Here is a 21,974-nt window from a genome sequence, read left to right as displayed (position 1 = left end):
AAACCATTGATACAATAGGATTCTTCATTTTTGTTTTAGGTAGATTTATCCAAAAACACCCTCTTAAAATCAAGTATAAAAATGATGAAAATTCCTTTTACACTCTATGTTTCTCTTATTTCTGCCCTTTTCTTCTCCTAGGATAAATTAGGTAATTTTGAAGTCTATGAATTTTTTTCCATCTTTTTTCTCGCAAATTGTATGCTACGATGGATTTGTCAGTCAGACAGGCTGTCAAAAACAAATCGTGTGAAAACAAATTAAAACTTTATATAGGGGGACACACATCATGAAAAAGCGTGTTTTATTATCTGTAGCTGCTGCAACAGCTCTTACTTTAGGAGTATCATCTTTAGATGCACAAGCTGCAACAGTACAACCATCTAACATAAAGGTTCAAAATATTCAGCATTCGAAAGTAATGATGAAACAAATGAGCCAACAAGAATTACAAGCATTCTTACAATCTATGGGAGTTGAATCTTTAGCACAATGGAATCAAGGTCAATTCCAACAAGATTGCTTCATTCCTGGTCAACAGCCTACTGAAAATGTTGTAACTGAACAACCAACAGCTAAGCCAGAAGCTCAAAAGCCTGCTGAGGAAACTCAAAAACCAGCTGAACAAAAGCCTGCTGAAGAAGTAGCTAAACCAGAAGCTCAAAAACCTGCTGAAAACAACAATACTCAAAACGAGACACAAAAACCTGCTGAGCAAAAGCCTGCTGAAGAAGCAAAATCTTTAAGCGAATTCGAACAACGCGTTGTTGAATTAACAAACGCTGAGCGTACAAAACAAGGCTTACCAGCATTACAAATCGATACTGAATTAAGCAAAGTAGCACGCATTAAGTCTGAAGATATGCAAAAAAACAACTACTTTGATCATAACAGCCCTACATACGGGTCTCCGTTTGACATGATGAAGAAATTTGGTATTTCTTATACATCTGCGGGGGAAAACATCGCTCAAGGCCAACGTACACCTGAAGAAGTAGTACAAGCTTGGATGAACAGCGCTGGACACCGTGCAAACATCTTAAATAGTGGCTTCACTCATATCGGTGTTGGCTATGTAGAAAGCGGCAACTACTGGACACAACAATTTATTACGAAGTAAATAGATTAAAAGAGTCTTCTCATGATGAGAAGACTCTTTTTTAAGTTTCATAACTTTCTATTATGTACGCGTAGAAAATGTAGAACATAAACAAAGTAGACCCGCAGCTTATTACACTAAGTAACACATAAAATCCCCACTTCAAGTTCAAAAACAATGAAAATAATATGCTGCATGCCATCACTTGAAAGATTCGCCTACTAACTAAACGGATTTTTTGTAATTTGATCGGTTCTTTCTCTCTATCCTTCACCTTTTTAAACACTTTACTAAACATAAAAAGAAACACACTAATTCCAATCGTTAGTCCTGTCTGAAAGGATATAATATTTCCCAAATTAATAAAGAGAATTAGCATATGGACAAACATCATAAATAAAGTAATACTCTTTATAAATCCACTTATAATGAAATGCTCTCCTTCATTAAACTTATATATATTATGTGAAATAACATATACTAATCCATGTAAAATAATAATAAGGACAGGGATAAATAATACGACAACTTGTTTACTCATAAACTCGTTCGCTCCACCATTCTCGTTCCAATGCACTGCCATACGAGTTGGTAAATATGGATAAATACATAGAGTAAGTAAAAGACAAGCGAAAAATATCCCTAGCATATATTTATATTTGAGCAAGTAATTCTCACCTCTCTTTTCTCTTAATGGCTTCGCCTCTTTTAGAGAAATCCCTGCAAAAATCTACCTTTTCAACTTTAAACTTACACTTTACCCATTTTCTCTTTCAAATTTTTTCATTGTATCGTTTAAATTTGTAGGGAAAGGTATGTCAACCACGATTTCTTCTTTCGTAATCGGATGCAAAAAATTAATCTTCATCGCATGTAACGCTTGCCCGGACATATATTTTGTTTGCCCACCATATAATACATCCCCAACTAAGGGATTTCCATTATAGCTCATATGAACGCGAATTTGATGCGTTCTACCGGTTTCTAACTGTAACGTTACGAGCGTCGCATTTTGTTTTTTAAAATATTTCTCTACTTTATAATACGTTATAGCTTGGTCTCCCTTTGGAGAAACGCGGCGCCTTGTAGCATGATGTCGATCTCTTCCGATAGCTGCATCAATTGTCCCCTGCTTCTTTTTTACTTTTCCTTCAACAAGTGCCGTATACGTTCTTTTAATTTTCCGTTCCATTAGTAAACGATCCATAACTGCACCCGCAATTCTATGTTTTGCGAATACAACACCACCTGTCGTATCTTTATCTAACCTATGGATATGACGAACTTTCGTCTCTAAACCTTGCATTTGAAAATGAAAAGCAACAAGATTGGCGAGTGTTCCTGTCCCATTTTTTTCAGAAGGATGTGTATCCATTTGCTCGGGCTTATTTACAACGAGTACGTGATCGTCTTCATACACTACATTTAATTCACCATATTCCGGCTCTACGCCGTACTCCTCCTCCATAAACATATGAACTTGTAACTTATCTCCTTCTTTTAAAAGTTCATTCCATCTCCTCTGTTCTCCGTTAACCGTAACACCTTTTTCCATACGAAGCTGATGTAATAACTTTTTTGGTACTTCCCATTCTACTCTTAACAACGACTCAATACTTATACCATTCCACGTCGCTGGAACCGTAATTTCGCACCATTCGCCCTTTTTCTTTGTTTCCATACTATAATCACCTTATTTCTATTGATTCTCTCATTGTAACGGAAAACATACTTTGATGCACCGTCAAAAATAGAGGACAGTCTTATAATCGACTGCCCCCTCACGCTCTAAGCCTTTTTATCTCCTGCAACACTTCTTCAGCTTTTTGTTCATACAATAAATCTTTAAAGAAATCCGCCAATCGTTTATAGTCGTTGTACGTATCTAATAAGTCGTCTATTTTCTCTCCTTTCATAACTTGCTGCTTTTGCTTCATTTTTACTGGATAGCGATACCCCGATACTTCTTGTATTTTGTAATACTCATCCTCTACTTGAATAACTTTTACAAGTTCCTCTTCTTCCGCATCCATCGTATATCCGTCAAATTCTCTAAGTAGTTCATAAATAATATGAGTCCATTCATCTTTTGGGTAAAACCCTTTTTCCAACCGATAACCGACAATGCGATACAAATGCCCATCTTTTTCTGCAAACTGTACTGTATCATTTAGCTTAAACTTAAAATAACGAAACATTGCCTTCACCTACTTGTATGTATTGTTCTTATCACATACTATTTGCAAAATATAGGCCTCGCTATTCATAAAAAAATACTCATCTTATAGATGAGCATTTTTTACGATGATTTTTCTCTTTTCTTTCGAAATGGTAGCCACCAGTTCCAATCTCCAAATAATTTCATTAAACTTGGTACGAGCATAAGTCGAATAATTGTTGCATCAAGAAATATCGCTAATGCGACTCCAATACCCATCTGCTTTACTGGCAAAATATCAGTAAAGGCGAACGCACCGGTAACAACAATCATAATTAAAGCAGCGGATGTAATGATGCGGCTTGTCGAGACAAGCCCTTCTAGCGTTGCTTGATCGTTATCTCCAGTTTCCTCATATAACTCATGGATTCGTGAAATAAGAAATACTTCATAATCCATGCTAAGCCCAAATACGAGGCCGAAAATAAAGATTGGTAATACAAATAAAACTGAACTCTCATCTAATCCGAAATGACCACCTTCAAATAACCAAATAACAATTCCAATTGTTGCACTTAAACTAAGTACATTCATAATAATCGCCTTTATTGGAATGAGTATCGAGCGGAATGCGAATAATAAAATAACAAAGGTTGACCCAAATATAACAGACATACCAATTGCAACTTTATCTTTAATTTCATCTTCCAACTCTTGTTGGAACGTTGTCATCCCGCCTAAATAATAAGTAACATCGTTTTCTTTATAATTCTTTTTGAAATCACGAACCCATTGTTTTGCAGTTTCTGTACTTGGCTTCGTATCCAAAAAGACTTCCATTGTTGTTTTATTTCCTTTCGTATACGCTTCAAATACAGGAGCTACTTTCGCCGCTTCTGGTGATTGTAACATTCCCGCAACTTGATCTGCTTTCATTCCATTTAGCCCGTCATATACACTTGTCACCTTATATACTTGCTTGTCATCTTTTAACTTTTGAACAACGGCTTCTATCTTTTGTAAACTTTCTTTTTCTGTTATATCATCCTTCGTCTCTACTACTAAAGTAACATCGGCGTGTGTTTTGACAGTTTTATTAAAGGCTTCTTCATACTTCTCAAATGCAACTCTCGTATCACTCTTTTCAGGTAACGCTTCAACACCAGGAAACTGCAAGTTAGCCGTACGTAGCGGTAATAAACAAATAACAATAAATGTTGTAACAACAATAATCATGACGATTGGATGTTTCATTACAAACTGTGCAAATTTACGCCATACATTTGATGGTGTAGGCGCCGCCTGATTCTTTTTTAATATTCTTTTACCAATTAAAGATAATAATGCCGGAAGAAGTGTGAGCGAAAATAGAATACTCATAATAACGACAATCATCCCGCTAATAGCGACAGACTGAATATAATCTATCTTAAAGAAAAATAAGCCTGATAAACCGACGAATACACATAACCCTGAAAATACGATAGCACGCCCTGCCGTTTGATACGTAATCGCTATCGCTTCTTTCACTGTTCTCCTCGCAACTTCCTCTCGAAAACGATTTACAAATAACAGTGCGAAATCAATTGATAATGCGAGCCCAATCATCGGCGCAACATTTAACACGAAAATAGATAGCTCTTTTTCACTACCTATAAAATATAAAATCCCCATCGTACTAATTACACTTAGCGCGCCATTTACAATCGGTAAAATAGATGCAAGCAGACTACCAAATGAGAATAATAGTACGAGAAAAGCAATAGGTAATCCAATCATCTCTGCTACTTTTAAATCATTTTGCGTTCTTTCATTAATCTCTTGATTAATTTTCGGATACCCTGTCGGTGTTACTTTTAATACACTATTACTTTCCTTCTCGATTTTCCCAGCGAATTGTAATGTCTTTTCCATTCGTTCTTTATTTGTTTTCCCGGAAAATAAAATCGTCGCATAACCGATATCATCTTGTAACATCTCTTTACTTTGCATTGGATGATGGAAAGATTCGTATGTTTCCTTCTCTTGAATTTGATTTATTATCCCCTCTATACGCTTTTGGAAATCCTCATGCGAAGTATCCTTTCCCTTCTCAAAAACGAGTAAAAGTGTTTCTTGAGACTGCTTAAAATCTTTATCTAAAATTTCTTTCGTCTTTTGATAATCCCCTTCTGTTTGGAAACCATCACCGCCCAATACTCCTGGAAGTTTTGGAGCAAAAATACCGAGAACTATCGCGAGTAGTAGTAATGCTACGATTACTGTATAACGAAATTGATACAAAAAAGTTCCTAACTTCCCCCACTTATCAATTTTATGTACATTTGTCTTCACACATTTTCACCTACTTTATATAATTCACTTGTCATTTATACTGTATCACATCTCCCCATAAACAAAAAACGTCTAGAAAAACTATAATACTAGTTTTTCTAGACGTTTTTCTATCTCTCGTTATTAAGTCCCAATCTCTCAGTAAGTAAACGATGACAATAAATTGCTATGATTAACAAAATGCCACCTGCGCAGTAACCAGCTAAAATATCAGTCGGGTAATGAACATTTAAAATAACTCTACTTAATCCAATCAATATAATTAATATGCCCATCGAAATCGTAATACCACATTTTCCAGCTATACTTTTCAAATTCGCAGCAATGATATAGGTAAGAAACCCGAATGTCATAATAGATAACATTGCATGTCCACTAGGGAAGCTATATCCAAGTGCGTCTAATGCCTCATTTAACGACGGGCGGTCCCTTTTAACAATTTCTTTTATCCCTTTATTAACAAGATGTGTTACTAAAATACCAACTGGATACACAATCATCGCAGCATAATAACGTTTCTTCCAAAAAACAAGCAAACTTATAACAAGCGTAGTTATTATCCCAATCTCAGATCCCAGCTTTGTAAAGTATGAGAAAAATGTAAGTGAGCTTTCCGTTTGTAATCCTTTTACCATACCCTGTACGTATGTATCCATCATTGTAACTCCACCTACATGTATCCTCCAAGCGATGATGCTAAATAGAACAAACAATAAAACGATACACATTAACTCATACTGATGTAACTTTTTCTTCAATCGATTTCCTCCTACTATGAAAAAATGCGATTTCTACTTTAGAAACCGCATTTTCTTACTTATTTACCTTTTGTTTTCAGCTCTGTCCAGTAGCGATCGTAGTCTTTTAACTTATCGTCTACATCAACAAGCCATTCTGTACGATCTAATTCTTCTTTTGTTAAGAAGATCATGTGATTATCACGATATTCTTTACTATGAAGAGGATGAGCTTTTTCATTTGGATTACTGTAACCAATTGACTCGTAGTTTTTCACACTTACTTTTTCATCTAATAAGTAGTTCATAAACTTCTCTGCAAGTTCTTTATTTTTCGCACCTTTTGGAATTGCTAACGTATCAGCCCAAATTGTGCCGCCTTCTTTTGGTACAACGTATCCTACATCTTTATTATCTTTCGCGATGAACGCTGCGTCTCCAGACCAAACTGTCCCGATCCAAGCATCTTCTGTAATGAATTTTTGTTTAATGTTATCTGTATCGAATGCTAATAAGTTTGGAAGTAGCTTCTGTAAATCATTTGACGCTGTCTTTAACTGTGCATCCTCTTTCGTGCTATTAGAGAAACCATTTTTCTTAAGTCCCATTCCTAATACTTCACGAGAATCGTTTAATAAAGTAACATGTCCTTTATATTTCTCGTTCCATAAATCATTCCAGCTTGTAGGTGTTTCTTTCACATACTTTTTATTGTATGCAATTCCTGTTACACCCCAAGTATATACTAAAGAATACTTATTCTCTGGATCAAACGCAGGTGTTTTGAAATTAGAAACAAGATTCTCGATATTCGGGATGTTCTTCTTATCTAAAGGCTCTAACAAGTCCATCTTCGCCATCGTTTTCACCATGTAATCAGACGGCTGAATCAAATCATATGTTGCGCCACCAGCTTGTAATTTCGCAAGCATTTCTTCATTACTTGCATATTTATCATAGTTAATTTTCACGTTATATTTCTTTTCAAAATCTCTTAAAACTTGCTCATCAAAATTGTCAGCCCAGCTATAAATGTTTAATTCTTCTTTTTTCTCACCACAACCAGCAAGTACACCTGCAGCAAGACTGAAGCTAATCGCTATACCAGCTAATCTCTTCACTAATTTCATCGGTTTATTACCTCCTCGTACTTTCTATATCATTCGTATTATAAAGGAAGGTGTCCTCCAGAGTTTTCTTCACCATCTGCACCTTTGTTACGGAAGATTTCAGATAGCACCATTAATCCTACGATAACGACAATTAATATTGTAGAAAGAGCATTAATTTCAGGTGATACTCCGCGCTTAACCATACTGTAAATGTATAATGGCAATGTTGTTGATCCTGGTCCTGATACGAAGAAACTAATTACAAAATCATCAATTGATAATGTGAATGTTAATAATGCTGCCGAAACAACTCCCGGCGCAATTGCTGGAAACGTTACATAACGAAACGTTTGCCACGGCGTTGCTCCTAAATCATTTGCAGCCTCTTCTAAATCACGTCCCATACTAGACAGACGTGCCGCTAAAATAACAACAACAAATGAAATACTAAATGTAATATGAGAAATAATAATCGTTACTTGTCCAAGTTCCATACCTAATTGACTAAATAAGATTAGTAAAGATAATCCCATTAAAATATCAGGAATTAAAATTGGTAAGTATACAAGACCGTTAATGGCCCCTTCAAAACGATATTTATAACGATGTAAGGCAATCGCAAAAAACACACCAAGAATTGTCGTTACAACCGTCGTTATAACTGCAATCGTCATACTATTTATAAACGCATCAATAACATCTTGTTTTTGAAATAAATCTGTATACCAATGGAATGTAAAGCCTTCCCATTCTGCATTAATGCGCGAATCGTTGAAGGAATATACCATTAAAACCATCATTGGAAAATACAAAAACAATAAAATTAACCAAGAATAAGAAACTAAAAACTTCTTCATCTTTGCCTATTCCCCTCCGTTTCCATCATATTTATATATTTTCGTTGCACGATAATATAAGTAAATTAACAGAACAGAGAATAGAACAACAATCAGAGATAACGCGGAACCAAACGGCCAGTCACGCGAGCCTAAGAATTGATTTTGAATTACGTTTCCGATTAACGCTACTTTCGATCCACCCATAACGTCTGATACAACAAACATTCCGATAGAAGAGACGAATACTAAAATAGAACCAGTAACAATCCCTGACATCGTCATCGGTACTGTTACATTCCAAAATGCCTTTGCTGGTGTTGCCCCTAAATCATAAGCCGCCTCTAGCTTACGCTTATCCAGCTGCTCAATTGCCGCATACACTGGTAAAATCATAAATGGTAATAAAGAATATACCATTCCGAGTATTACAGAAGGTGTATTATATAGTAAATTTAAAGGTTCACTAATAATACCTAGTTTCAATAACAATGTGTTTACAAGACCTTGTGAACGTAAAATAACAATCCATGCGTATGAACGAACAAGGAAGTTAATCCAGAACGGGATCGTTGCCAATAATAAAAGAATAGAACGATATTTACGATCAACAATTGTAATTGTATAGGCAAATGGATAACCGATTAATAAACATAGAACTGTAGTAATAACAGCTATCTTCACTGTTTCCCATAACGTCCCCATATATAATGGATCAAACACACGCGCTATGTTATCTAATGTAAATTTCATCTCCACTGTCCCGTATGCTCCACGCTGCATGAAGGCAAATGCTAATACGAACAGAAGTGGAATTAGGAAGAAGAGTAACAGCCATACGACTGTAGGTAATGCGAGTAATTTCCCTTTCTTCAATTTAAGGTCACCTCGTCCTCTTGCTCCCAACCTACATATACATTATCTCCAATGCTCCACTGCGTTGCTTCTTCAGCAGTTTGGTATGCCATTAGTAATTCCGCTGTTTTCTCCTCACGTACATATAGCTTTTCCATATTTCCAACAAATTCAATATCTTCAATATGCCCAAGGTGGTATTCTTTTAAAATTGGCTCTTCAACCGAGCGAACTTTTACATTCTCAGGGCGAACTGCTACGTAGTTTTCCCCATTTTTCACGATATTATTTTCACCGATGAACGTCGCAACAAACAATGTTTTCGGTTGATTGTAAATTTCTTTAGGCGTGCCGACTTGTTCGATATGCCCTTTATTCATAACAACAATACGATCACTCATACTCATCGCTTCTTCTTGATCGTGCGTTACATATATGAACGTAATTCCTAAATTACGTTGTAAGTTTTTCAATTCACGTTGCAAATCTTTTCTTAACTTAAAGTCAAGCGCTCCAAGTGGTTCATCTAATAGTAATACACGTGGGTTGTTTACAATTGCTCTTGCAATTGCTACACGCTGCTGCTGTCCACCAGAAAGCTTCGAAGGTTTACGATTACGGAACTCCAGTAACTGCGTTAAACGCATCGCCTCTTCCGCACGTTCCTTCTGTTCTGCTGCTGATACTTTTTGCATTTTCATACCGAAACAAATATTTTTTTCAACATTCATATGTGGGAATAGTGCGTAATGTTGGAACACTAAATTCATATGACGCTTGTATGGCGGCAAATCGTTAATCTTTTCATCATCTAATAAAAGATTCCCTTTAGTTGGCGTTTCAAATCCTGCAATCATACGAAGTAAAGTCGTTTTCCCGCAACCACTCGGTCCTAAAATTGTTAAAAATTCTCCTTCTTTAATATCTAAAGAAAGAGGGGGGATAATCACTTGATTTCCAAAATGTTTTTCTACTGCTTCAACTTTAATAATCTTTTTCATTTTCCCGTCCTATCTACCTTAAATTTTAATTTTTATATTCATGAATAAATATTTATTTATGTTCTATAGACTATTTTTTGTTTCGATCCAAACAAAAATGATTATTTAACAAGCGTTCGCTTCTATTCTTTATGTAGTATGTTTGATTCATTTTCGCATGATACATAACGTCGAACAGAAAAACCCCTTCCATTGCGAAGGGGTTATTATCATACGGCTACGCCTACTGATAAACACCATCATCATTTTAACAACTTTCGTATGAATTTTAAAGCACTTTTTGTAGAAGAATAACGAATTTTCATATCGAATGCCGTAGATTGGGCTAAAATGCTTTTATAATGTGAAAAAGTCCGAAAACTTTCTTCCCCATGATAACTACCTAATCCACTACTTCCGACGCCCCCAAAAGGCAAATATGGCGTTGCAAGATGATACACAACATCATTAATACAGCCTCCGCCATATGAAATATTACTCGTCACTTTCTTTTGCATTTCTTTATCTTCAGAAAATACATATAACGCTAACGGCTTCGGATGTTGCTGAATTGTGTCAATTACCTCTTCTATGTTGTCATACTCTACAATTGGTAAAATCGGACCGAAAATTTCATCTTCCATAACCGCATCTTGCCATGTAATGTCTGTTACTACTGTCGGTTCAATATGCAACGTTTCTTTTTTATAATTCCCACCAATTACGGTTTTACCATCTTTCAAAAATGTACATAACCGTTCAAAATGACGCTCACTCACAATTCGTACGTAACTTTCATTGTTCAGCGGGTTTTCCCCATACTGCTCCGTAATTTCATGTCGTAATGCCTCGATTAACTGTTCTTTTACGGAAGAATGGACATACATATAATCAGGCGCTACACACGTCTGACCAGCATTCAAAAACTTGCCCCAAACGATACGTCTTGCGGTTACATCTATTTTTGCATCTTTATGTACAATACATGGGCTTTTACCACCAAGTTCTAACGTAAGAGGCGTTAACTTTTTCGCTGCTGCTTCCATCACAACTTTTCCAACACCCACACTACCAGTAAAGAAAATATAATCAAATGGTTCCCTCAGCAAAGCTGTACTCTCTTCAATACCGCCCTCTACTACCGCTACAAGCTCTTCTTGGAATAATTCATCTAACATTCTCACAATCACTTTTGAAACGTTTGGCGTTAACTCTGACGGCTTTAAAACGACTGTATTGCCAGCTGCCAATGCTCCTACAAGTGGTGCAATTGCTAATTGAAACGGATAGTTCCACGGTGCAATAATAAGCGTCACACCATACGGTTCTGGTATTACTTTTCCCTTTGACCCAAAATGAGTGAGCGCTGTTCGAACACGCTTCGGTTTACTCCACGATGAAATATGTTTCAATTGAAAAGAAATTTCTTTTAATACATATCCAATTTCTGTTGTAAACGATTCGTGAACTGATTTATTTAAATCTAATTTCAAAGCTTGAAATATCTCTTCTTCAAAACGCTGAATTCCATCATAAAGCTTCCTTAAATTATTCTTTCTCGTTTCTATACTTCTCGTATGCCCTTTAAAAAAATATCCCTTTTGTTTACTTACAATAGAAGAAACACTCATTCATTCACCTTCTCCCACTATTTTTATCCAATTCTTTCATTATTTATATAGACTTCATATGTAACAAATTTCTATTCTTAAAGTTACATTATATATAACTTTTCCCTTTATATAAAATTCATTGCTCACAAAAAAACTACCGAAAGAAAATCTCTCGGTAGTTTTACTGTATTAACGGTATAAACGAACAGCACCTGCAGAGTTATCATCAGCTTGTCCTACTACTTCAAACTTCAGACCAAGCTTCGGTAAAATACGTCCTGCATCTGGAATTTGCTCATTAATATACTTTTTAGAGTCATCAAACTTCGGTACTCCTGGTAATCCATCGTATACGAATGTGCCACGCGTTGGAGATACAACTTTCCAAGCTGGCGTTTTGTCGAATGAGAACGCCGCATCAGCAATTTGGAATCGCGTACTGCTTTTAAATGTTGGTTTGCCATTTAAAGTTCCTGCAATTGCTTCTGGATGAGAGTCAACTACACCAAGGAAACCATGTCCTGGATGTATGCCAACCCAGTTATCTGTGTAAGCTGAATCCGCATACCATACAACCATACCAGTGTTATATACTGGACCGCGAGCAAATTTCAATGCGTTATCTGAACCCGCATAGTTTCTCCACTCTACATAGTAGTTATGCTTTTTCTTATCCATTCCGTTAGATGCAACGAAACCGTCCAATTTGAATTGTGGTGTACCTTCTGCATCATCAGAGAATGCAACATTTCCATCTACAGTTAGTGACGCATTATCAAGTGTAAATCCATTTAACGCCAATCCACCGTCTGTAATATATTCAAATACTAGTTTCACTTTCTTACCTTTGAATTGACTTAAATCATATGATTTATCAACCCATTTTCCATTTGTCGTAGCTGCATTTCCACTATTTGCTTTCTCACCAATTCTTTCAATCAACGTTTTTTGTCCATCTTCTGTTACAGCGTGTACTTCAAGGAAATCGTACTCTGCTTCGATTTCATACAATGACTTATAATCGAATTTTGCAGTCGTTGCTTTCGTTAAATCGAATAGTGGCGTTTCCATCGTTGTATGAAGGTCATCACCTTTTGTGCTGTAGTAATACTGTTTACCAAATGCAGGCTGAATTCCTTTTACCTCTTTATCTGGTAAGTTAACACGAATCAGACCTGGACGATCTGACTTCGTAACACTTTGGTCTAAGTATGTTGCTAGACCGATACCTTTATTTAATTTCTCGTAATCTACCTCTACGATATTTGCCCAGTTACCACCTATTGTTTTTTGGAAAAATTCTTTATTTTGTGGTGATAAACTCGTTGGCGTTGTTCCTGCGATTTTACCAGCCCAACTTCCGCCACTCATAATAGACCAAGCTTCAACCGGCTCACCATTACCGCTATATTGTGTATCATACTCATCTGGAAGACCTAAATCATGGCCGTATTCATGTGCAAATACACCAACTGCGCCATCTTCTGGTTCAATTGTGTAGTCGAATGCTGCCATATTTCCGCCCCAATATGGAACTTTCGCTTGTGTACCTGCGATTGGGAATGGATTTGGTCCAACTGTCCAGCGATGTGACCAAATTGCATCATCACCTAATTTACCCCCGCCTGCTTCTTGTCCAACGCCCGCATGAATAATCATTAAGTGATCAATTAAACCGTCCGGTTGATTTTTATTTCCATCAGCATTTACATCGTATTGATCAAACTGATCAAACTGTGATAAATCAAGTCCGCTATCTACAGCTGCTTTTAATGCATCTTTTACTAGATCACGTGGTCCTTTTGGTCCTTTATTATCATGACCTGTACCAGCATCAGCACCGTAATCAGCTGCTTTACCAGGAACCGTTAACCATTTCGTAACTGTTCCATCCACTGTGTAGCTACCACCTGATTGCTCTTCATAATATTGTTTAAACGTTTCAATTTTACTTCCATCATCTAGTGTAAACGGCTCGTTACCGAATAACATTTTTTCATAGTGTTCTTTATTAAAGTCGTTGGAATACATGTAACCAGGCTCTTTATCAATATTGTTATGTTTGAAATCAGCGTACTCTACAAGCAAAACAAGTACTTTATCTTTACGAACTTCACCGTTATATTCTTTTTGTTTAGCAGGTGAAGTTGGCACTTTCCCATTTAAGCCGCCTCTAACTGGACTTGTTCCTGCTACAGTCCCGTTTGCTGGTTGCTCTGATTTTTCTTTCGTATCTGTTTTTGCATCTTTCACTTTCTTTAAAAAGTCAGATGCTTCTTTCGTAAGTGGATCCCCATTTGTCTCTTCTTTTCCAGGATTTTCTCCCTTTTTCTTCTCTACATACTTCTCAACAGCTTTCTTTGTTTCTGTCTCTGAAGCAGATGAATCAATTATCCCACGTTTTTTTAGCGCATTTGCTAATCGCTCTTCTGGGATTAAGTGATCATCAACTGGGCTTGTAGCTGTTTTATCCCCAGGCGTTTCTGCATACGCAGACTGGCTTCCAGCGCCAAACGAAAGGCCTAAAGCAGCTGTCAAAGCAATTGTTGATAACACTTTAAATGGTTTCTTTATCATCCCTTATTTCCTCCCCTAAAATCAAATATGTATTACATATTTGATTTTATTAAATATTCGATATATTTTCAATATTTAGTCACATTATGTAATTTTTTTAATATATTTGTAAAAATTTCATAGTTAGCATACGAATATATCACAATTCAACAATGTTTTCTGAAAATATTGAAAAGTTTTGACAAAAAACTTATAATTTCCATAGAGGGAATTTAATGGGGATTTTATCTTTGTTTCATCTACACAATATTCGATAATTTGACACATAAAATATAAAATTTGGTTAATTATCGTCTACTATGTAGCAGCAATTATGACCAATAATTAGGGAGGAATTACATTTGTACAAAGATAAGGCTGACTCACTAGATCAAGAATGGATTGATTTAATACTTGAGGCTCTAGATGCTGGCATTGCCCTGCAAGATATCGAACACTTTTTCCAACGTATGAAGCATACGAGCCCGGCTCAATAGCTCGTTCTTTTTAGCGAATTTTATGTTATAATAATCACATCATAAGACGACTACATATTGATAGAAAGGTGCGCAAATATGATTGGAGAACGTATAAAACGCCTTCGTTTACAAAAAGGCATTTCACTAACAGAACTCGCCGAAAAAGCTGGTGTCGCTAAATCTTACATTAGTTCTATAGAACGAAATTTACAAAAAAACCCTTCCATTCAGTTTCTTGAAAAAATTGCAGCTGTTCTACAAATTCCAGTTGATACTTTACTTCATGATGAAACAACAACGGAAAGTCATCTAGACTCCGAATGGACACAACTCGTTAAAGATGCGATGAGCTCCGGTGTCTCAAAAGAACAGTTTCGTGAATTTCTCGAATTTACACAATGGAAGAAAAATCAAAAATAATACATACGGGGTGCATATAGCACTCCTTTTTTCTTTATAAAAAAAAGCGGGGGATACCCGCTTTTTGATTTATTCTCTGTCTTCGCCAGCCACTTGGTTAGCATTGAATGTCCATTCTAAGTTTAATGAATCGCCTTGGAAGATATTTTGATCTTTTTCATTATCTACGAATTCAAACTGTACCCATAGGTAATCCTCTGTGCCAGCCTCTAATCCACCCTTTTCTCCCCACTCAGGAGCAAAGATGTCTTTAGCTAAAAGATCTGGATCTACATTTTGTAAATCCGCTAAAGTTGTTTCATATACAGGCTCACTTTGCTTATCCCAATTCCAAAGGAATTTCACTTTAATATGCTTACCAAAGTCTTCACCAGCATTATTACCGTTTGCATCTGTAACAGTATACTTTGTCGCTAATTTAACGTCTTTAATCGCTAACGTACCACTGTTCTTTAATAAGAACTCTTTCTTAACCTTATCCCCTGGTTTTAAATCTTTAATATCTACAAGCGTTTTAGGGTCTAATGTAAGATCTAACGTCCCAGCTGCAAATGTATTATTTGACACTTCTTTATCGCTAAAGAATGCAAATGTTCCTCCACCAATTAAAGATAAACCCAATGCTGCTGATGCAACTCCCATACCTAATTTCTTTTTCAGACTCACAATCAATTCCCCCTAGCTGTTTTTTGTATTTTTATCTCTTATTTCAAAATAAGAGGTGTAACTAAAACTATATTAGCTTAGCTAATATTTGTTCTTTTTCAAAAACCTTAAGTTCATTATAACGAACAAAACTATATAAGTACAATGTATTTTTTGATTATTTTTATTTCTCAACATTTTTCTCTTTTTTCAGAAAGTTATTGAGAAATAAAGTGAAACTTTAATCAGTGGGGGTTTTGTTCATCCCCCACTGATTATTAACCTTCACCAAGTGGTGGGCTGCCAACTAACTTCCTCGCATTCGTTAAATTTTTGGGTGAAGGTCTTATACCACGAATAGTGAAATAAGAAAAACAAAGCAAATAGATAAGTAGTAGTTCTCTCTCACCTATTTGTCTTATGATTGTATTTATTTCTTCCGAAATGCTGCTGTATTTTACTTACTATTCCTATCTCTTCTGTTCTTCTTGCTTCTTACTCTCTTCTAGCTTTTTCGCTTCTTCTTGCTTCTTACTCTCTTCTAGCTTTTTCGCTTCTTCTTGCTTCTTACTCTCTTCTAGCTTTTTCGCTTCTTCTTGCTTCTTACTCTCTTCTAGCTTTTTCGCTTCTTCCAGTTTCTTACTCTCTTCTAATTTCTTTTGCTTCTCTGCCTCATTCACTTGCTTTGCTGTTTCATCTACTAATAATTTCTCAAAAGCTTGAATTTGTTTATCAATCACCTGCAAATTAACCTCTTTATCAACATACTCACAGTTTTCTTTAACTATATGAAAACCAGCATTCACATACGAGAATACTTGCTTATTAGATTCACTTTCATTTTCCTTTAACTCTTCTTTCGCTTTGTTATAAGGATTTTCTATTGATTCATATACTTTTTGTAACAACTCTCTCTCAGCAGCTATTTTCTCACGCCCTTGCTTCCATGCAACAAGCACCTGCTCTAACTCTTGAGTAGAAGTGAAAGTTAATTTCGATTTCATCTCTTCATACTCATGCAAAATAACTTCCTTATGTTGTTTAGCTTGTTCTGTCAACTGATCAACTGTTTTTGGAAATATACTTGCTGTAGAAATAGTAGCCTGCACTTTCGTTTCATGAATGAAAGCTGCTTCTGTATAAGTCATCATTTGAGAACCTAAATAAAAAGTAATAGAACACAAACATGGCAATATAAGCATCTTTTTGAATTTGCGAGGTGTCTTCAGCATTTTAATCTCTCCTATCGAACAACTTGTTCTTTATCAAGAACTATAACTTTATTATAATAAAGTGAATTACAAAATGATATAAAAATTATGTTTCTTTTTACATTTCTCTTTTAACACAAAAAGAGACTACCACTTGATAGTCTCTTTTTATTGTCATTATTATTTCTCTGTGCCATCGCCTTGCTGTGCTTCAAACGTCCATTTTAATTGTAACTTATCGCCTTGGAATTCATTTTGATCTTTATTGTTATCCACAAATTGGAATTTCACTGCAAACTTATCAGAAGTTCCTGCTTTAATACCTTTCTCTCCCCAGAACCATGAAGAAATATCATTTTCCGATGCAGTAACTAGTTCATCTTTTAACTTATCTAACGTTGTTTCTTTTACAACTGTATCGTCCTTGTCAATATTTTTCAAGAAAATGACTTTAATGTACTTACCAAAGTCTTCCTTATTATCCTTCTTCACATCATCTACAGTATACTCTGTTTTTAATAGCACTTTTTTAATATCTAATGTACCTTTATTGTCTAATTTAAATTCTTTTTTAATTGTATCACCAGGTTTTAAGTTTGCTACATTAACAATTGTTGATGGATTTAATGATAAATCAAGCGTACCAGCCGCAAATGTATTATTTGACACTTCTTTATCGCTAAAGAATGCAAACGTTCCTCCACCAACTAATGCTGCTCCTAGTACTGCTGATGCGATACCCATTCCTAATTTTTTCTTTAAAGTCATGTCCAAATCCCCCATAATATATATTTGTTAACTTCCTACCGGAAAGTATAACCAAACGAACTAGACAGATTGTTCTACTTTTTTATCTTTCTTTTCTCCGTCGATGCTACGAATAGCGCCCAAAATAGAAAACGCGGAATAACCAAGTAAAAAGACTCCTGGAATAATAAGAAGTAATGCTGCTCCCGCTTTTGAACTCGCATAATTCAGTCCATAACCAAGGTATGGAACTGTAATATCTGCATACTTTCCGATTACATTCTCTGCAAGTACTGGTGCTAAATCTGGTCCGTTGTTGTTATCCCCTTTTGTTTCATACATTACTTTTCCATTTGTATCTTTCACACCGATAATACGGTGAGTGACAATTTTGTCATCTTTCTCTTTAAAGGTAATAACATCACCTTTTTGATATTTAGAACCATCTTTCGTTGGCTCTATCGCAATGATTGATCCTGTTAAAAATGTTGGTTCCATCGATCCTGAAAGAACGCTCTTAAATTGATATCCCATCACTGTTGGATCACCACCACTCGCTTTTGAAGAAATAACTACAAAAGCTAAACAAACCATTACCGCAAATAAAACAAATGAGATAACGTTGCTAATCACCTTCCAAATTAATTTCATCGTCTCTCTCCCTCTCCGTTGTTTTATATTATTTGAAGTATGCAATATCCACCTTAGTTCTTTAACGAGAACACAAGTAAATAATATAACGAACAATATAGAAATGCAATAAGAAAATTTACAATTATTAGTTATTTCGTAAGGGTATATGAGCAGAAAAAAGACCGTGACAAAATCTCATCACAGTCTCCATACTAGCAATTTATTTTTCTTCTGATTTCATTCCTTGTTTATTTCGATGCAGCACTACATATAAAATGGCTCCAAATAATACAATAGCACCTATCCCAACACTTATCACTTTCACATTGGATTCCTTTACTTCAGGTGCAACTGTATCTTTTTTAGGCATCGCAAAAGTAACATCTTCTTTTGAAAGAACATTTATAGTCGCAATCGTTTGATTATTTTTTATAATATCTACCGCACCAACTACTTCACCGCGATGAATTCCTTTTTGGTACAAAGCTTCTTTATCCACTGGATTAACCCGAAAAGCCGTTTTTACATTTTTTCCTTCATCTTTCTTTAGCATAAGCTCAGCACTTTTTTCGAGCTCAGAATCAACATCTTTATTTAAATACGTTGTCTTTTGATGCCAACTATGTTTATCTAGTACAGTTTGCTTCGTAAATTGCCCAAAAGAATATTCCGCCATCTGCTTCAAATCTTCATAAATTTCAGGTCTTTGAGAAGCCATTACTACATTTATAATACGGTTTCCGTCTTTCTCATTTAATAAAACGAGCGTATTGCGCGCTTCATTCGTAAACCCTGTCTTACCACCAATGCTATATGGATTTTCAAAATAAGTAGACTTATTAAAAATAGACACTGTTTGCGTAGATGTCGTAACCGTCGTTCTTTTCGTATTCATCGCTTGTAAAATTTCAGGATACTTTTGCACACCTCTCGTAATCATTGCCATATCATATGGCGTCGTATAATGATTTGGATCATGCAATCCATTTGGCGTTACAAAATGGCTATCTTTAGCCCCTAATTGCTTCGCCTTTTCATTCATCATATTAGCGAAATTTTCAACACTTCCTCCAATACGCTCCGCAATCGCATACGACACATCATTCGCACTCAGCACCATTAAAATCATAAGTGCGGTATTTCTATTAATAGTCTCACCAGGTTGAAACTCAATTTGATAATTACTCTTCTCTTGATCTAATGCTAATTGTGAAAACGTAAATTGATCCTCTGGTTTCGTATGCTCCATCAGTAAAATTGCCGTTAACACTTTCGTCATGCTAGCAGGAAACGCACGATAGTGTGCATTTTTGTCATACAACACATCTCCTGTTTTCGCATCAATCGTAGTCGCAAACTGACTAAAAACATTCGGCCCTTCGGCAGGCGGCGGTGCCACTTGCTCCGGATTTACTCCAATATTCGTCTCAGCATATAACGTCATAGGTGTCAAAAAAAATAAACAAATAACCATAACAAAAACCGAAATTTTCTTAAAATTTACCATATGACTCTCCCTTTTCCCTTTACTTTCACATTCTACAAAATAACTCTACCAATCTATATGTAATTTGTATTAAATTGGAAGAATATTCACTATTTTTTACTATATCACACTTTTACGATGAAGAACATAAATATACAATAAAAAATAAGAAGGAATTACTCTTTCTTATCCTTCTCATCAATCAACGAATCTATTAACTTTTGCCCAGCTTCCTCGGCTGTAATCTCATCCGTCATACCCATAAACGACCAACCTTTAGAATCGACCCACTCAACAAACTCGTGCAAAAACTCATCATGCGTCACATCCACATCAAGAATCGAACCATTAATCGAAATCGTTCTATTTCTAGACACACGCATTTTAAACGTTTTTCTTACCATTACAATTATTCTCCCTCTACTCCTGAATATTTATAAAAATCTTGTACTTCTTTTATACATGATTTCTTGAAAATTGTAAAAAGGATATATTGGCCAATTTGCATATTAAAAATGAAAATCTCTTATTCTACATAGCCATCACACGTTATACAATTTGTCATACATTACTAAATACATCCGTATAAAAACAACACAACTTACATTTTATCACATCAAATACACTTGGCTTTCGTACAATTAAATGGAATATATTAAAAAATACTAAAAATGAGGAGGAACTCCATGGCGCGTTGTACGTATTGTAAAACGAAGTGGAAAATAAAAGATGTATAGTCGATACTCATAACATTTGAAAAAGATTGTCCGTATTGTCTTGGACGACAATATATATCAAAGAAAACATTGAATGCCATGCCAGAACTTATAAGCTTACCTTTACACTTCTTATTCCCTTTTCTAGTTGATTTGAGTGACGAAGGTCCTTTGGATTGGTATCGGAAAACATAACCGCTTTATTCAAAACCAGCTTGCTATTAAAATCTCTTCTTATTATATATTCCCGAATACACTACTAGCGTAATTCCAAATACTTTCCCTTTAAAAGATTACTATAAAAATATTGTAAAATTTCAGTTAATTATATATAATTACTTTAGCATAATGATTAAAAATGCTATTACATAAGCATTATTGAAGATCCCGTAGCTCAGCAGGGAGAGCGCCACCTTGACAGGGTGGAGGTCGTGAGTTCGAGCCTCTCCGGGGTCATAAAACTCAATAGTATCAAGGCTTGATAGGACATTCTCAAAAGCTAAAACTGTGGAGGTCTCCATCAGACACCACAAGTTAAAAGAGGACTACTTCTAGTCAGCTAATTAGCTGGCTCAGGGGTAGCCCTCTTTTTTGTTTCTATAAAATCGAGAGGCAACGGTTAAAAGCTATCTCGTGTATCGCCAACGAACAAGAAAGACAACGTAGTCACAAGAAACACAAAGTTTCACTAGCTAAAGATTTTCTTTAACTATCTGCAACATAAGGACCTTCTTACCCAGAAAGAAAATCCTATTCATAAAATGAAGCTGGCTAAGTAGGATTTTTGAAGGGATTAATTCAAATTTCCACATAAAATTTTAATGTTTACTAATAATATACTAGATGATATCTATTACTAACTTTAATAAACATTATAGTTTAATATTTTAATAGTACTTCCTGTATCTTCTACCGTTATATTAAAATTATATATTTTATCTTGCCAAGTAAATTGCCCGGATGTATCGTAGGTGTTATCTCCATTATCTACAATATTATAATCATCATAGTCCCAAGGCCAATCGACATTATCAATACCTTCATTTTGTTTAACGACTTCCTGAATAGCTACTACAATGCTTCCTTTGTCAATATTTTCGGCATCATCGGATGTTGAATTAGAGGAACAACCAACTAACATAATGGGAATTATACTTAGAACAATTAATAATAATCTTTTAATCCTAAACACTCCTTTTTATTTTTTAATTTCACAGCATTAATTTTATCGCAATAATAATTCTCAATCACTATAATATAACAATTTACCAATGATGTAAAAATAGTATGATTAATCTAGGTGTAGTTGCTCTCTTAGAGTTTCTAGCGTTTCTTGTTCTTCCATATTCACTAGCTC

The 21,974-nt window shown here is 35.4% G+C and carries 21 protein-coding genes and 1 tRNA gene; 4 read left to right on the top strand and 18 right to left on the bottom strand.

From position 1 onward, the window contains the following. Nucleotides 1-289: 289 nt before the first annotated feature. Entirely contained in the window at nt 290-1,120 is an 831-nt protein-coding gene (locus QUF93_RS08655; RefSeq protein ID WP_002117266.1) for a YkwD family sporulation-associated protein, read from the top strand. A gap of 40 nt (nt 1,121-1,160) precedes the next feature. Here QUF93_RS08655 and QUF93_RS08650 read toward each other — a convergent pair whose 3' ends face one another. The 11 genes from QUF93_RS08650 to inhA1 form a co-directional block, all read right to left on the bottom strand. Then, entirely contained in the window at nt 1,161-1,766 is a 606-nt protein-coding gene (locus QUF93_RS08650; protein WP_088057944.1) for a DUF1648 domain-containing protein, read from the bottom strand. Between the two features lie 90 nt (nt 1,767-1,856). Further along, a complete protein-coding gene (locus tag QUF93_RS08645; RefSeq protein WP_289358490.1) occupies nt 1,857-2,780 on the bottom strand; it encodes an RluA family pseudouridine synthase in 924 nt (307 codons plus the stop codon). Nucleotides 2,781-2,880: 100 nt separating this feature from the next. Further along, nucleotides 2,881-3,297, bottom strand: coding sequence for a YodN-related protein (locus QUF93_RS08640; RefSeq protein WP_002117260.1), 417 nt, complete (start codon nt 3,295-3,297; stop codon nt 2,881-2,883). A gap of 101 nt (nt 3,298-3,398) precedes the next feature. Beyond that, on the bottom strand, nt 3,399-5,591 hold the full coding sequence (locus QUF93_RS08635; RefSeq protein ID WP_289358489.1) for an MMPL family transporter: 2,193 nt from the start codon (nt 5,589-5,591) through the stop codon (nt 3,399-3,401). 110 nt (nt 5,592-5,701) lie between these two features. After that, on the bottom strand, nt 5,702-6,349 hold the full coding sequence (locus tag QUF93_RS08630; protein WP_289358488.1) for a phosphatase PAP2 family protein: 648 nt from the start codon (nt 6,347-6,349) through the stop codon (nt 5,702-5,704). 59 nt (nt 6,350-6,408) lie between these two features. After that, the gene (gene potD, locus QUF93_RS08625; protein WP_289358487.1) at nt 6,409-7,458 is read right to left on the bottom strand and encodes a spermidine/putrescine ABC transporter substrate-binding protein PotD; all 1,050 of its coding nucleotides are present in this window, start codon (nt 7,456-7,458) and stop codon (nt 6,409-6,411) included. A 38-nt stretch (nt 7,459-7,496) separates the two neighbouring features. Next, on the bottom strand, nt 7,497-8,297 hold the full coding sequence (potC, locus tag QUF93_RS08620) for a spermidine/putrescine ABC transporter permease PotC (RefSeq protein ID WP_002117251.1): 801 nt from the start codon (nt 8,295-8,297) through the stop codon (nt 7,497-7,499). 6 nt (nt 8,298-8,303) lie between these two features. Further along, nucleotides 8,304-9,152, bottom strand: a complete 849-nt coding sequence (gene potB / locus QUF93_RS08615; protein ID WP_002117250.1) for a spermidine/putrescine ABC transporter permease PotB — start codon at nt 9,150-9,152, stop codon at nt 8,304-8,306. Beyond that, entirely contained in the window at nt 9,149-10,132 is a 984-nt protein-coding gene (potA, locus tag QUF93_RS08610; protein WP_002117249.1) for a spermidine/putrescine ABC transporter ATP-binding protein PotA, read from the bottom strand. The genes potB and potA overlap by 4 nt, the downstream gene beginning before the upstream one ends. Before the next feature lie 242 nt (nt 10,133-10,374). After that, nucleotides 10,375-11,742: an aldehyde dehydrogenase gene (locus tag QUF93_RS08605; RefSeq protein WP_289358486.1), complete on the bottom strand. Its 1,368-nt coding sequence runs from the start codon at nt 11,740-11,742 to the stop codon at nt 10,375-10,377. Between the two features lie 171 nt (nt 11,743-11,913). Further along, on the bottom strand, nt 11,914-14,301 hold the full coding sequence (inhA1, locus tag QUF93_RS08600; protein WP_289358485.1) for a M6 family metalloprotease immune inhibitor InhA1: 2,388 nt from the start codon (nt 14,299-14,301) through the stop codon (nt 11,914-11,916). Nucleotides 14,302-14,642: 341 nt separating this feature from the next. Between inhA1 and QUF93_RS08595 the strand changes: the two genes are divergently transcribed. Both QUF93_RS08595 and QUF93_RS08590 read left to right on the top strand, forming a co-directional pair. Next, on the top strand, nt 14,643-14,777 hold the full coding sequence (locus QUF93_RS08595; protein ID WP_289358484.1) for an anti-repressor SinI family protein: 135 nt from the start codon (nt 14,643-14,645) through the stop codon (nt 14,775-14,777). Nucleotides 14,778-14,855: 78 nt separating this feature from the next. Further along, a complete protein-coding gene (locus QUF93_RS08590) occupies nt 14,856-15,179 on the top strand; it encodes a helix-turn-helix domain-containing protein (RefSeq protein ID WP_000578889.1) in 324 nt (107 codons plus the stop codon). 69 nt (nt 15,180-15,248) lie between these two features. On the opposite strand, the gene calY is transcribed toward QUF93_RS08590, so the two are convergent. The 6 genes from calY to QUF93_RS08560 form a co-directional block, all read right to left on the bottom strand. After that, on the bottom strand, nt 15,249-15,845 hold the full coding sequence (calY, locus tag QUF93_RS08585; protein WP_289358483.1) for a biofilm matrix protein CalY: 597 nt from the start codon (nt 15,843-15,845) through the stop codon (nt 15,249-15,251). Nucleotides 15,846-16,294: 449 nt separating this feature from the next. Then, the gene (locus QUF93_RS08580; RefSeq protein WP_289375262.1) at nt 16,295-17,056 is read right to left on the bottom strand and encodes a DUF4047 domain-containing protein; all 762 of its coding nucleotides are present in this window, start codon (nt 17,054-17,056) and stop codon (nt 16,295-16,297) included. 159 nt (nt 17,057-17,215) lie between these two features. Next, complete coding sequence (locus tag QUF93_RS08575; RefSeq protein ID WP_289358481.1) at nt 17,216-17,803, bottom strand: TasA family protein; 588 nt, start codon at nt 17,801-17,803, stop codon at nt 17,216-17,218. 60 nt (nt 17,804-17,863) lie between these two features. After that, complete coding sequence (gene sipW / locus QUF93_RS08570) at nt 17,864-18,433, bottom strand: signal peptidase I SipW (protein ID WP_289375260.1); 570 nt, start codon at nt 18,431-18,433, stop codon at nt 17,864-17,866. 202 nt (nt 18,434-18,635) lie between these two features. Further along, on the bottom strand, nt 18,636-19,922 hold the full coding sequence (locus QUF93_RS08565; protein ID WP_289358480.1) for a D-alanyl-D-alanine carboxypeptidase family protein: 1,287 nt from the start codon (nt 19,920-19,922) through the stop codon (nt 18,636-18,638). A 155-nt stretch (nt 19,923-20,077) separates the two neighbouring features. After that, entirely contained in the window at nt 20,078-20,305 is a 228-nt protein-coding gene (locus tag QUF93_RS08560; RefSeq protein WP_002117229.1) for a hypothetical protein, read from the bottom strand. A gap of 695 nt (nt 20,306-21,000) precedes the next feature. Here QUF93_RS08560 and QUF93_RS08555 point away from each other — a divergent pair. Then, nucleotides 21,001-21,073: transfer RNA gene (locus QUF93_RS08555), tRNA-Val, on the top strand. Nucleotides 21,074-21,479: 406 nt separating this feature from the next. Here QUF93_RS08555 and QUF93_RS08550 read toward each other — a convergent pair. Next, a complete protein-coding gene (locus tag QUF93_RS08550; RefSeq protein ID WP_289358479.1) occupies nt 21,480-21,758 on the bottom strand; it encodes a hypothetical protein in 279 nt (92 codons plus the stop codon). Nucleotides 21,759-21,974 lie beyond the last annotated feature (216 nt).

It is taken from the genome of Bacillus hominis (assembly GCF_030348325.1).
Taxonomy (GTDB): Bacteria; Bacillota; Bacilli; order Bacillales; family Bacillaceae_G; genus Bacillus_A; species Bacillus_A hominis.
Note: the sequence above shows the minus strand (reverse complement) of the source record. Positions and strands in the feature narration are given on the sequence as shown.

Coding starts and splice junctions, on each gene's coding strand:
- QUF93_RS08655 (WP_002117266.1), top strand. CDS start 290: ATGAAAAAGCGTGTTTTATTATCTGTAGCTGCTGCAACAGCTCTTACT.
- QUF93_RS08645 (WP_289358490.1), bottom strand. CDS start 2,780: ATGGAAACAAAGAAAAAGGGCGAATGGTGCGAAATTACGGTTCCAGCG.
- QUF93_RS08640 (WP_002117260.1), bottom strand. CDS start 3,297: ATGTTTCGTTATTTTAAGTTTAAGCTAAATGATACAGTACAGTTTGCA.
- potD (WP_289358487.1), bottom strand. CDS start 7,458: ATGAAATTAGTGAAGAGATTAGCTGGTATAGCGATTAGCTTCAGTCTT.
- potC (WP_002117251.1), bottom strand. CDS start 8,297: ATGAAGAAGTTTTTAGTTTCTTATTCTTGGTTAATTTTATTGTTTTTG.
- potA (WP_002117249.1), bottom strand. CDS start 10,132: ATGAAAAAGATTATTAAAGTTGAAGCAGTAGAAAAACATTTTGGAAAT.
- QUF93_RS08605 (WP_289358486.1), bottom strand. CDS start 11,742: ATGAGTGTTTCTTCTATTGTAAGTAAACAAAAGGGATATTTTTTTAAA.
- inhA1 (WP_289358485.1), bottom strand. CDS start 14,301: ATGATAAAGAAACCATTTAAAGTGTTATCAACAATTGCTTTGACAGCT.
- QUF93_RS08590 (WP_000578889.1), top strand. CDS start 14,856: ATGATTGGAGAACGTATAAAACGCCTTCGTTTACAAAAAGGCATTTCA.
- QUF93_RS08580 (WP_289375262.1), bottom strand. CDS start 17,056: ATGCTGAAGACACCTCGCAAATTCAAAAAGATGCTTATATTGCCATGT.
- QUF93_RS08575 (WP_289358481.1), bottom strand. CDS start 17,803: ATGACTTTAAAGAAAAAATTAGGAATGGGTATCGCATCAGCAGTACTA.
- sipW (WP_289375260.1), bottom strand. CDS start 18,433: ATGAAATTAATTTGGAAGGTGATTAGCAACGTTATCTCATTTGTTTTA.
- QUF93_RS08565 (WP_289358480.1), bottom strand. CDS start 19,922: ATGGTAAATTTTAAGAAAATTTCGGTTTTTGTTATGGTTATTTGTTTA.
- QUF93_RS08560 (WP_002117229.1), bottom strand. CDS start 20,305: ATGGTAAGAAAAACGTTTAAAATGCGTGTGTCTAGAAATAGAACGATT.
- QUF93_RS08550 (WP_289358479.1), bottom strand. CDS start 21,758: ATGTTAGTTGGTTGTTCCTCTAATTCAACATCCGATGATGCCGAAAAT.